At 58.5% G+C, this 10,768-nt stretch carries 15 protein-coding genes and 1 pseudogene; 11 read left to right on the top strand and 5 right to left on the bottom strand.

All coding sequences use genetic code 11. The features are described 5' to 3' along the window. A pseudogene (locus tag AAAB16_RS21275) lies at window positions 1-406 on the bottom strand (mechanosensitive ion channel family protein); the annotation flags it as partial. 244 nt (window positions 407-650) lie between these two features. Between AAAB16_RS21275 and AAAB16_RS21270 the strand changes: the two are divergent. The 6 genes from AAAB16_RS21270 to AAAB16_RS21245 all read left to right on the top strand — a co-directional run bounded on the left by AAAB16_RS21270 (window position 651) and on the right by AAAB16_RS21245 (window position 3,026). After that, on the top strand, window positions 651-977 hold the full coding sequence (locus AAAB16_RS21270) for a hypothetical protein (protein ID WP_340665124.1): 327 nt from the start codon (window positions 651-653) through the stop codon (window positions 975-977). A 26-nt stretch (window positions 978-1,003) separates the two neighbouring features. Next, complete coding sequence (locus AAAB16_RS21265; RefSeq protein WP_340665123.1) at window positions 1,004-1,210, top strand: hypothetical protein; 207 nt, start codon at window positions 1,004-1,006, stop codon at window positions 1,208-1,210. Window positions 1,211-1,293: 83 nt separating this feature from the next. After that, window positions 1,294-1,626, top strand: a complete 333-nt coding sequence (locus tag AAAB16_RS21260; protein ID WP_340665122.1) for a DUF2892 domain-containing protein — start codon at window positions 1,294-1,296, stop codon at window positions 1,624-1,626. A 134-nt stretch (window positions 1,627-1,760) separates the two neighbouring features. Continuing rightward, a complete protein-coding gene (locus AAAB16_RS21255) occupies window positions 1,761-2,168 on the top strand; it encodes a hypothetical protein (protein WP_340665121.1) in 408 nt (135 codons plus the stop codon). A 178-nt stretch (window positions 2,169-2,346) separates the two neighbouring features. Continuing rightward, window positions 2,347-2,712, top strand: a complete 366-nt coding sequence (locus AAAB16_RS21250) for a type II toxin-antitoxin system RelE/ParE family toxin (protein WP_340665120.1) — start codon at window positions 2,347-2,349, stop codon at window positions 2,710-2,712. Next, window positions 2,703-3,026 (top strand): transcriptional regulator, encoded by a 324-nt coding sequence (locus AAAB16_RS21245; protein WP_340665119.1) that lies wholly within the window; start codon window positions 2,703-2,705, stop codon window positions 3,024-3,026. Before AAAB16_RS21250 ends, AAAB16_RS21245 begins: the two co-directional genes overlap by 10 nt. 4 nt (window positions 3,027-3,030) lie before the next feature. Here the strand turns inward: AAAB16_RS21245 and AAAB16_RS21240 are convergent, their stop codons facing one another. Together AAAB16_RS21240 and AAAB16_RS21235 are read right to left on the bottom strand one after the other, a co-directional pair. Further along, the gene (locus AAAB16_RS21240) at window positions 3,031-4,365 is read right to left on the bottom strand and encodes an ATP-binding protein (protein ID WP_340665118.1); all 1,335 of its coding nucleotides are present in this window, start codon (window positions 4,363-4,365) and stop codon (window positions 3,031-3,033) included. Beyond that, complete coding sequence (locus AAAB16_RS21235) at window positions 4,362-5,072, bottom strand: response regulator (RefSeq protein ID WP_340665117.1); 711 nt, start codon at window positions 5,070-5,072, stop codon at window positions 4,362-4,364. Before AAAB16_RS21235 ends, AAAB16_RS21240 begins: the two co-directional genes overlap by 4 nt. Before the next feature lie 164 nt (window positions 5,073-5,236). Here AAAB16_RS21235 and AAAB16_RS21230 point away from each other — a divergent pair, with 164 nt between their 5' ends. The 3 genes from AAAB16_RS21230 to AAAB16_RS21220 all read left to right on the top strand — a co-directional run bounded on the left by AAAB16_RS21230 (window position 5,237) and on the right by AAAB16_RS21220 (window position 7,666). Then, the gene (locus tag AAAB16_RS21230; RefSeq protein WP_340665116.1) at window positions 5,237-6,013 is read left to right on the top strand and encodes a VacJ family lipoprotein; all 777 of its coding nucleotides are present in this window, start codon (window positions 5,237-5,239) and stop codon (window positions 6,011-6,013) included. 3 nt (window positions 6,014-6,016) lie between these two features. Then, complete coding sequence (locus tag AAAB16_RS21225) at window positions 6,017-6,250, top strand: hypothetical protein (RefSeq protein ID WP_340665115.1); 234 nt, start codon at window positions 6,017-6,019, stop codon at window positions 6,248-6,250. A 207-nt stretch (window positions 6,251-6,457) separates the two neighbouring features. Further along, entirely contained in the window at window positions 6,458-7,666 is a 1,209-nt protein-coding gene (locus AAAB16_RS21220) for a PilT/PilU family type 4a pilus ATPase (protein ID WP_340665114.1), read from the top strand. Window positions 7,667-7,673: 7 nt separating this feature from the next. On the opposite strand, the gene AAAB16_RS21215 is transcribed toward AAAB16_RS21220, so the two are convergent. Next, the gene (locus AAAB16_RS21215) at window positions 7,674-8,408 is read right to left on the bottom strand and encodes a transporter substrate-binding domain-containing protein (RefSeq protein ID WP_340665113.1); all 735 of its coding nucleotides are present in this window, start codon (window positions 8,406-8,408) and stop codon (window positions 7,674-7,676) included. Between the two features lie 231 nt (window positions 8,409-8,639). On the opposite strand from AAAB16_RS21215, the gene AAAB16_RS21210 reads away from it, so the two are divergent. Then, window positions 8,640-8,897, top strand: coding sequence for a transmembrane sensor/regulator PpyR (locus AAAB16_RS21210; RefSeq protein WP_340665112.1), 258 nt, complete (start codon window positions 8,640-8,642; stop codon window positions 8,895-8,897). Between the two features lie 116 nt (window positions 8,898-9,013). Here the strand turns inward: AAAB16_RS21210 and AAAB16_RS21205 are convergent, their stop codons facing one another. Then, the gene (locus AAAB16_RS21205; protein ID WP_340665111.1) at window positions 9,014-9,598 is read right to left on the bottom strand and encodes a helix-turn-helix domain-containing protein; all 585 of its coding nucleotides are present in this window, start codon (window positions 9,596-9,598) and stop codon (window positions 9,014-9,016) included. A 194-nt stretch (window positions 9,599-9,792) separates the two neighbouring features. On the opposite strand from AAAB16_RS21205, the gene AAAB16_RS21200 reads away from it, so the two are divergent. Next, on the top strand, window positions 9,793-10,768 hold a 976-nt coding region (locus tag AAAB16_RS21200), incomplete at its 3' end, for a YbfB/YjiJ family MFS transporter (protein ID WP_340665125.1).

Below are 10,768 nucleotides of genomic sequence, written 5' to 3'. Positions count from 1 at the left end.
ATACGCGGGTTTGCGTTTGGATGCGCCGGGCGCGCAGGTTGTCGGCGATGTTCACCGGGTGATGGATAAGGATCAGCTCCTGTACCGCCGCCACCGCGCGCAGGCCCAGCCAAGTAAAGGTGGCGATGATCGCCAGGGTGGTGACGTGGCGCAGCGCGCCAATCAGCATCAGGCTGTCGTCGGCCGCGGTCCACACCGTTTGCACGCCGAGTAGCGGCACCAATACACACAGGGGTTGGCGCAGCTGCAGAAGCATTTCACGCATAAACGGCAGCGGGTTGGCCAGGCGTTGCAACATCTTGCTGACTAAGCGCGCCGCAACACTGAGGACTAAAGCAGTGACGGCGGCGACCAGAAGGGTTTTGAGTTCAGCGAGGGGGATATGGCTTTGCAAGTCTTCAAACATTGGCCCGGCCTTGGTTGGAGCGACTTGGGTAGTGACCGGAGTAGGGCGAGGGGGTTCAGCTCGGTTGCGGCGCTGGGCTGTGCAATTTGCATGATGCCGACAGGGGGTGTTCGTGCAGAATGCCAGCGCAAGTGTTTTTGGGTTGTTGCTAAACTATTGAATTTAAACATATAAATAATCGACTTAAGGTTGGCCGCTATCTTGCAATTTCCCTCCTGAGAAAAACATTTTTCAGGAGCAGACCATGCAGCCACTTACCGATCTCTATGTATCCGCCTTTCCCGGCCACGCTGTCTCCCTGCAACCGCGCCCGGACGGCAACTTTGTGCTGAACCTGAAAAAGGACGACAGCCAGGCACTGATCAAAGTCATCAGCGCCAAGAACGTCTACAGCCAAGCAGCTGCCAACGACGAGATTCTTAACCTCAAGCGCGAAGTGCTTATTCGTGACAACGCCTTGAGTGGCAACAGCCCACACTGCAACGCCGCCAAGCTGCCGACCTACAGCGGTCAGGAACTGAGCTTGCGCGCCATGCAAACCCTGTTTAACCGCCGTCGTATTTCGCTATGAACCGCCTAGCCGCTCAGGAGGCCACCATGAACGCATCAAGCAAAGTATTGGAAAGTTTCTTCAGCGACCGCCTGGCCGGTGAAGAGTTTGTCGTCTGCCTGCCTGAGCTCTATGCCCAGGTGCCGGACGAGCAGCCGCCGGAAGTGCCGGATGACGTGCCACCAGAGTTGCCCCGTGGCGAGCCGGGCGAAAACCCCGAATTGCCGCAGCCGCAGGATGCGATGCAGGCTTGAAGCAAGTCTCGGCCAGCGCAAAAGACTGAACGCTCGCGCCACTGACCGGTCGGTTGTTTATGCCTTTCGAGGAAATCATCCGAATGAATACTAAGGAGAACGTTATGGCCGCTATTGAAGCCTTGGCCCGTGAGCTCGATGCTCATCCACAAAACGTACATGGCTGGGAGCGTGCGGTGTGCATTACCAGCGGCGTGGCCATGGTGGGCACGGGGTTGCGCCACGGCGGTCTGCTCGGCAGCGTGCGCGCCGCCATCGGCAGCGTCGTGTTACTGCGTGGTCTGACCGGCCGCTGCCCAGCCAAGCGAGTGATCGCCGAGCGTTACGACGAACTGGCGCAGATCCGGGCGAAACTCGAAGCTGCCGCTAGTCAGTTGGTTGCATTAAACGAAGCGGGCAAAAAGAAAAGCAAGTAAGCCTTACGCCGCCTGCATCTGCGCGCCACACAGCGCGATAAAAACGCCGAGCCCACGGACTACGTGGCCTCGGCGTTTTTTATGGCGGTAAAAAGCGCTGCTACGCTGATTTCCTGCCCTGAGGAAACTTCGCCATGCCTGCCGCGCGTTTTGCCCTGCTGCTACTTGTACTGACATCGCCCGTTGCCGCTGACTGGATAGACATCCGCGACGGCCGCCGCGAAAACGGCCCCGACTGGATGGAGGTACTCAACCAGCTCGACGGCAATCTCAAATTCGCCCTCTGGGCTGCCGGGCGCGACGACCAAGCGTGCCGCGTGCGCGGTGTTGCGCAAAAGCAGGGGCCCGGTGTTTACCTCTATCAAGAACAGAGCAGCCAATGTGTGCTGCGCATCTTCGCGCAGGACGATCGCCTGGTCGCCGAAGACCTCGGCGACTTCTGTCGTTCGCTCTACTGCCCACAAAAAGCCAACATTGGCGTACGTAGTTTCCCGTTGCCGGCACCACTACCGTTGACTGAGAAGATTAATGGGGAGTGGTAGTTGGCCACGTGCTTTGGCGTGCCAGCAGGCTTGATTGCCCAGCGTTGATAAATAACGACCTTTCCCAACTCCCTTTGCTACGCAGCCGCTAGGGCTGCTTTGTTGTACCCGGCATGCTGCGCTGGCTGATAAATGGATTATCGGCTTTTCTATTGGTAACACATAGGTTACTATGGCCATGCCTAGAGTCGTTGAGTACATACGCAAGGATCAATCAAGCCCCTACAAGCGCTGGTTTGATGCGTTGAATGTGCAGGCCGCCAGTAAAGTGGCCACTGCGCTGTTACGGATGGAGTTGGGTAATACCTCAAACATCAAGTGGTTTGCCGGTATCGGTGAGTATCGAATTGACTGGGGGCCGGGTTATCGCATTTACCTGGCCAAAGAGGGCGACACGCTGATCATTTTGTTCGGTGGCGGCACCAAGGCGACCCAGCCTGCCGACATTAGCCGGGCCCAGGCGTTGTTTGCCGAGTACAAAATGCGCAAGGCTGAGTCGCTTGGTGGCTCGCCCGGTTTAAAGGAGAAGTTGCTATGGCGCTAACCCGAGATTTCAAACAAACCATCGTTGAGCGCGTTGAACGCGAACCCGAGTTCGCCAAGTCGCTGCTTGATGAGGCGGCTTCGCTGTTTCTTAACGGTGAACCCGACGTGGCTCGCCTGATTCTTCGTGACCTGGTCAACGCCACCATCGGTTTCGAAAAGCTAGCCGCCGATACGCAAAAGCCCAGCAAAAGCCTGCACCGCATGCTGTCGCCGACAGGCAACCCAAGCATGGATAACCTGGCTGCCATCTTTAACGCGCTACGCATCAGCCTTGGCTTGAAAATAGAAGTGCATGCGGTTGCGGCGCTGTAAGCGCCTAGGTCAAAGGCAGCCACACCTGCGCGACCAAGCCGCCTGCGTTGCGGTTGCTTAAGCGCAGTTCTCCGCCATGTTCGCGCACGATGGCGCGGGCCGCTGATAGGCCCAGGCCGACGCCAGAGGAGTTGGGGGTGCGAGCACTGTCCAGGCGAAAGAACGGCTCAAATACGTGCTGCAAGTGCTGCTCGGGAATACCGGGGCCGTTGTCGCTGATTTCAATCTCCACGCCTTGTGCCTTGTTGCGCAAACAGATGCTCGGTGAGTGGGCGTATTTCAGCGCGTTTTCCAACAGGTTGATCACCACCCGTTTCAGTCCGATCGGCCGGCCGGTGTAAACCAGCTTGGCCGGGCCGTTGAACGCGATGTCGATGGCCTGATCACGGTAATCATCAATCAAGGTTTGCAGCAGTTCGGCCAGGTCGAATGGCGTGGCCGGCTCCAGGCGGGCGTCATCGCGGAAGAAGTCGAGCGCAGCGTTAATCATGCTCTGCATCTCGTCCACGTCGCGGAACAGCTTGCGTTGCTGCTCGCCGTCCTCAATAAACTCGCCGCGTAAGCGCATGCGCGTAAGCGGGGCGCGTAGGTCGTGGGAAATGGCGGCCAGCATCTGCGAACGGTCGGCGACAAAATGCTGAATTTGTGCCTGCATGGTGTTGAAGGCGACGATGGCCTGGCGAATTTCCTGCGGGCCGATGGGCTCGATAGGTGGCGCGTGGAAGTCACTGGCAAAACGCCGAGCCGCGCGGGTGAAGTGTTGCAGCGGCGTTGCCAGGCGGCGGGTGGCAAACCAGGCGACCGCCAGAGTGGCGATCAGACCCAGGGCGAAGATGATGCTGTAGCGCTGCGCCGGGTCCAGCCCCCAGCTGCGGTAGGGAGCGGTGAACGCCAGCCAGCTGCCGTCCTGCAATTGGATTAGCAGCATATAGGGGCGGTCGTCATTCGGCGCGGGCCACTCACTCGGTTCAAAGCCTTCGATGCGTCGGCTGCCGCCGCCCAATAGCTCCTGGAAAAACACCTGCGCGTCTTCGTAGTCATCGTCTGTTTCAGGGGGAAGTTCCAGCTGGTTGCGGTCAGCAAACCAGTGAATCTCGAAGTTGCTTTGGCTGGCTGCTTTGGCCAGTTCCGGGCGCAATGCCAGCGGTGCGGTTTCGATAAGACGCGTGCTGATCGCGGCACGCTCCAGCAGGCCGCTTTTTTCCAAGGGCGGCTGCGCCCATACGCCGGCGACCTCGACAAACAGCCAATTGAGCAGCAGGGCGGCCGCCATGGCCAGGGCGATGGTCAGGGCAATCCAACGGGCAATGGTGTCGGTGGGGCGAGGCGGCCAGTTCATCGGCGGCTGACTTTCGGACTGAATTGATAACCGCCATTGCGCACGGTGCGGATGATGTCCGGGCGTTTGCTGTCGGGCTCGATTTTGCGGCGCAGGCGGCTGACCTGTACGTCGATGCTGCGATCAAACGCGTCGTGGGCGTTGCCGTGGCAGAGGTCGAGCAATTGCTCGCGGCTGAGGATACGACCGGGGTGGTCGACGAATACCAGCAGCAGCTCGAACTCGCCACTGGACAGCGGAATCATCACTCCCTCGGGCGAGCGCAGTTCGCGGCGGGTAACGTCCAGTTGCCATTCGGCGAAGACAATCACCGGCCGTTGTGTTTCGCCTTTGGGTTTTAGCGTTTCGCCTGTCCGGCGCTGCACTGCGCGCACCCGGGCCAGCAGTTCACGGGCGTCGAAGGGTTTACTCAGGTAATCATCGGCGCCCAGTTCCAGGCCAATGATGCGGTCGCTAAGTTCGGCCATGGCGGTGAGCATAATGATGGGGATGGCCAGTTCGTTATGCACGCGCTGGCAAAGCGTTAGGCCGCTTTGCCCAGGCAGCATGACATCAAGCACGATCACATCGGGACGCTGTTGGGCGATGGCCGCCCACATGGCTTCGCCATCGGTAGCGACCGCTACGTCGTAGGAGTGCTGAGCAAAAAACTTCTTCAGCAGGGCGAGGATTTCCACGTCGTCGTCGACGATCAGCAGGCTGCTCACGTTGGCGGTTTCCGGTGGCTGGGCAGGCGCTTATCTAAAACCATTTGCCGCGCCCGGTCATATATTTCAATCGCGCAATATTGCTGCTGCGCCGCCATTAAGCAGACATCTTTGCGCAAAACCACAGCACCAAGCTTGCCGCCATTCTTCAGGAGGTGGGTGTTATGTGGGTAAAGCAAAAAGTGGCGGTAATGCGGGTGTTGGCCGTGAGCGCGGTGCTGGTGCCGTTGGTGGGCTGTAGTCAGGCGCCACAGCAAGTGGATTGTGCGGACATTGGCTATGAGCTGCGCGATCCGCTGGAGCCGGTGAACCGCAAGGTGTTTACCGTTAACCGGGTGGCCGACGAGTACGTGATGCAACCGCTGGCCCGGGGGTACGGCCACTTGCCGCAACCTGTGCAGGACGGCGTCCATAACTTTGCCGCCAACTTTGCCGAGCCTAAGGTGCTGGTCAACGATGTGTTGCAGGGTAATGGCCAGCGCGCGTTAAACACGCTAGGGCGCTTTACCGTAAACACTATTTTGGGCGTGGCCGGCGTATTTGATACCGCCGGGCGCATGGGCTTGCCCCATCACGATGCTGACTTTGGGCAAACATTCGGGGTGTGGGGTATTGGTGCTGGGCCGATTCTCGAATGGCCGTTGCTAGGCTCGGCGAACAGCCGCGACAGCGTAGGCCGGGTGGCGAACTTTATGTTCTCGCCATTTGGCGGTGGCAATAGCGATACGGTGGCGGCCATCAGCACGGCGAACACCGTTGGCTCCACCGTGGATCAACGCGCGGCAGCGCTACCGCTGACGGATCGCCTGGAGACCGGGCCGGACTACTACAGTGCGTTGCGCGACCATATTGCCGGCGAACGGGCGCGGCGTTTGGCTGAGGGCCGAGCAGGGCAAGTGGATGCCGCGCAGCGCTTTGGCGCTTGTGAACTGGCGGAGTAAACCATGCATAACATGCTGGTGGTGCGTAAGGATGTGGAGCGCCGCGCTGGCGTGCTGCGGGTTCGCGAAGAAGACCTGAGGCTGTCCGCCGACGGTAGCGGGTTGGTACTCAACTGCTATTTCGAGAACTATCAGCCGCAGGAAAGTAGCCGGGTGCTGTGCAGTTATCAGGTGTCACTGGCGGCGTTCACACACTGGATGATCAGCTACGGCGAGTTGCGTATGCAGCAGTCTTAGAGGGGGTTGGTGTTCATCCTGATAGCGCGCGGCGATTTATGTCGCATAGGTCGCAGATAGCGTGCTGGAGCAGGCGGTTGGGTTGCGTGTTGTGCCAGTATCACGGGTGCCGCAATAATGGCGTCAATTCAATGGCTTGCGCTGGCCTGGGCTTTTGCCATTGTTGACCTACCGTATTAACTCCACCGACTCAGGGAGATGCGCCCCATGGACTTGAATCCGATGCTGAAAATTCTGGCGACCCAGGATGGTTCAGACCTTTATCTGTCCACGGGGGCACCACCGTGTGCCAAGTTTAATGGTGTGCTTAAGCCATTAAGCGCTGAACCATTAAAGGCCGGCGAGATTGCAGCGGTGGCGGATGCCATTATGGATTCGGCGCAAAAGATTGAGTTCGAGCGCGAGTTGGAAATGAACTTGGCGATCTCGCTGGCTGGCATCGGGCGTTTTCGCATCAACATCTTTAAACAGCGCAACGAAGTGTCGATTGTGGCGCGCAATATCAAAATGGAAATCCCCAAGTTCGAAGACCTCAAACTGCCGGAAATCCTGCTGAAAACAGTGATGGAAAAACGCGGCCTGGTGCTGTTTGTCGGTGGCACGGGCTCGGGTAAATCCACCTCGTTGGCGGCACTGATCGATTACCGCAACCGCAACAGTGGCGGCCATATCATCACCATCGAAGACCCGGTGGAGTATGTGCACCGGCATAAAAAATCGATCATCAACCAGCGCGAAGTCGGCGTGGACACCCGTAGCTTTCACGCGGCGTTGAAAAACACCCTGCGCCAGGCGCCGGATGTGATTCTGATCGGCGAGATCCGTGACCGCGAAACCATGGAGCATGCATTGGCCTTCGCCGATACCGGCCACTTGGCCATCTCGACCCTGCATGCCAACAACGCCAACCAAGCGCTGGATCGCATCATCAATTTTTTCCCTGAGGAACGTCGCCCGCAGTTACTCAACGACTTGGGTAATAACCTCAAAGCCTTTGTTTCGCAGCGCTTGGTGAAAACCGTTGATGGCAAACGCCGCGCTGCCGTCGAGGTGTTGCTGGGTACGCCGACGGTGCGCGATTTGATCAAGCGCAGTGAGCTCAGCGAGATCAAGGAAATCATGGAGAAGTCGCGCAACCTTGGCATGCAAACGTTCGATCAGGCCTTGATTGAGCTGGTTAACGAAGGGGCGATTGACGAGGAGGAAGCGGTAAAAAACGCCGACTCGGCCAACAACGTACGCCTCAAACTCAAGCTCTACCGCGAAACGCCAGCGGCCCCGGCCGCGCCCGTTGCGGCGCCAGCCGCGCCGGTGGCCAAAGCCGCCGATGCGGGTGATTGGGGTATGGAGTTGACGCTGGAAGATATCGAGGAAGAGGCACCGCCACCGGAAGATCCGGGCCGCCGCGGTATTTGATGGCTGTTTAGTGCGCTGAATGGTCGAGATAGCGCGCACGGATGCGCTCGATGCTGCCGTCAGCGCGTAGCTGCTTGATGGCGGCGCGCAGGGCGTCGACCATGGCTTTGTCGCAGACTTTTGAGCAGGCCAGAAACATCTCTGTGGTTGCTAGTTCCGGGCCTATCAGCAGCGGCTGCGCTGTGTTGCGTGTCCAGGTGTATTGCCCTTCGGGCACGGTGGTAAACCACGCGTCGATTCGGTTGAGCTCGAGCAGCCTAAGGGGCTTGTCGCCCAATAGCAGCGGGTAGATTTGCTCAGGTTTAAAACCCTGACTCAGCAGAATTTCCTCCTGTGCGGTGCCAATACCTACGCCGATACGTTGGTAACGCGCGCGGGCCTGGTCGAAGTTTTTCACCGGTTTGGTAAAGGTAAAAAACGCCCGGGGCAGTGGTAGCACCGAGGCTATCCAGGTGTAGTGCTCTTCACGTCCAGGCGTGCGTGACAGCGGCAAAATCAGCAGGTTTTTGCCCTCACGTACGCGCTTTTGTGCCCGCAGCCAGGGCTCGCTGACGATATTCACCCGGTAACCGGCCTGTTTGGCGGCCGCCAGAACTGCATCGCCGACCAAACCGTGACCCAACGGATCATGCGGGGCGGCCAGGGGCATGGCGTCAGGTATATACAGCTCGATTAGCGGCCGCTCGGCGTAGGCACTGAGGCTAAAAAGCACAAGCAGCAGGCCCATGGTTTTTTGCAGCATGGTGGGTTCCGCACGGAATGGTTTGAGCAGTATAGGTGGGTTTGAGGTGTCAGAATTTTTATGTCATTTTGACTTTATGTGGTCTTAATGACTTCCATCGGTTGTAGGTCTTTTCGACTATCTGAATTTTAAGACTTTGATTTTAAAAGATATTTAATGTGGCACGCATCCTGATAAGCACTCAGTACGGAAGCATAGGCTTCTCTACTTAGCTGAATTGGAGGATGGACAATGTTTGCCTACCTGAGCTCGCCGAAAAATGTTCTGCACATTTCTAACCAATTGCTGATCGGTGGTTTGGCCCTGTTAATCGTTGGCGTGTTTATCGCCTACGGTTACGAAGGCAGCCTCAATCTGCCGACGCTGGTGGCCGCCCATGCCGGGGTGATTCTCGGCCCAACTGCAATAAAAATCGGCTACGTCATGCGCCTGATCGCGCACTACAACATGAGCAAATCAGCTGGAAGCGCCGCGTATATCGGCGTGTAAACGCTATGCCCCTAACGACCTAGCACTTGCCTGGTTGGCAGAGGCGTACGGCTATTGCCAAGATGGAGGCAACGGATGTTTTCAGTGGGCAGGTTGTGCGCACAAGGGCTGCTCGGCTAACGCCCTTGTGTAGCAACAACAATTAAATCTACCAGTGCATCGGCGGTGCGTTGCAGCCGCTCAGCATCGGGGTACAGCCGCTCGATCACGACAATGCCCCGGGTAAGCGTCACCAGTAAGCGCGCAGCCTCTGGCGCCGGTAACGCCAAGGGTTCGCTGGCCTGGTTCAGGCGTTCGGCGAGCAGGTGTTCTAAACCATCGACCATGCCTCGCAAGGCTTCACGAATCGGTTCGGCCGAGGCGTTTTCATCGACTGCGGTTTTGGTTGAAAGGCAGCCGCGTGCGGCCTCTCCGGACTTCATTGAGGCAATGGCAAAGCTGAAAAACGCTTTCAGCGCTTCACGGGTATCAACGGCTTTTAGCGTTTCGCCGGCAGCGGCCAGAAAACCCTCTTGGTAGCGGGAGAATACGGCGAGAAACAGCCCCTCTTTACCGCCATAGGCGTTGTACAGCGAGCCGCGCAACACCCCGGTGGCTTGGGCCAGCTCGGGCATTGAGGTGGCGCCGTAGCCTTTACGCCAGAACAGTTCCAGGGCGCGGTCCAGGGTTTCGTCTTCGTTGAATTGGCGGATGCCGACCATGCTGGCCTCGCTGCTGAGGAATGTTTGTCAGGGCTGTCAATATTGCCTTGACAGCCTGCCAGTAGCTGACCACAGTAGCAAGCATGACAGGTATGTCAAAGATGGCGTGGAGCGCCGTTAGCCTTTTGCCCAGTGAGCCTTGTATGTCCAGTCAGCCCAGCGCTTCACCGATCAGCCACCGCCAACCCAGCGTTATGCACGCCATCCTCGCCGGCCTATGTGCCAGCTTGGTGGGCATCGGCCTGGCGCGCTTTGCCTATACGCCGTTGATTCCGTCGCTGATTGAAGCCCATTGGTTTGCTGCCAATGACGTGATGTACCTCGGTGCCGCCAACCTGGTGGGCTACCTGGCTGGGGCGCTGAGTGGGCGGCCGCTCGCGCGGCGGCTAAGCGCGCCATGGACGTTGCGGTTGATGATGGTGTTTGCCTCGCTGGCGTTTTTGGCCTGTGCGTTTCCGCTATCGGTGGTGTGGTTTTTTGCCTGGCGCTTTGTTTCCGGGCTGGCTGGTGGGGCGATCATGGTGCTGGCGGCGACTAACGTGCTGCCGTTTATTCCCGGCGCACGCAAAGGCTTGGCCAGCGGTGCGATTTTCCTTGGCTTGGGTTTGGGCATCGCAGCATCAGGCACCTTGGTGCCGTTGTTGTTGAACCTGGGGTTACAGCAAACCTGGATCGGCTTGGGCGTGTTGTCGGCCGTGCTTACGGCTGTGAGCTGGGCCGGTTGGCCTTCATTACCTGCGGCCATACCGATGGTGGCGCAGGGCGCCGAGGGCAAAACCCCGGTGGCGATAAAACTGCTGTATGCCCAATACGCGCTGATGGCAGTGGCGTTGGTGCCGATGATGGTGTTTTTGGTCGACTACGTTGCCCGTGGCCTGCAATGGGGCGCGCATTGGGGGGCAATGGTGTGGGTGGTGTATGGCATTGGCGCGATTCTCGGGCCGATGGTTTACGGCGCGTTGGCTGACCGTATCGGCTTTGCCACTACCAGCCGTGTGGTGCTCGCGGTACAAGCGTTGGCCATTGCCTTGCTGGCGCTGAACCACAGTGCGGCCGGTTTGGTGGTGGCAGTGTTGGTGATTGGCTCGTTCCCACCGGGCATTGTGCCGGTCAACCTTGGCCGCATTCAGCACTTATTGCCGGGCGATTTGAGTGCGCAAAACCATGCAT

Origin of the sequence: Pseudomonas sp. (assembly GCF_037994325.1) — a bacterium.
In the GTDB taxonomy this organism is placed as follows: domain Bacteria; phylum Pseudomonadota; class Gammaproteobacteria; order Pseudomonadales; family Pseudomonadaceae; genus Aquipseudomonas.
Note: the sequence above shows the minus strand (reverse complement) of the source record. Positions and strands in the feature narration are given on the sequence as shown.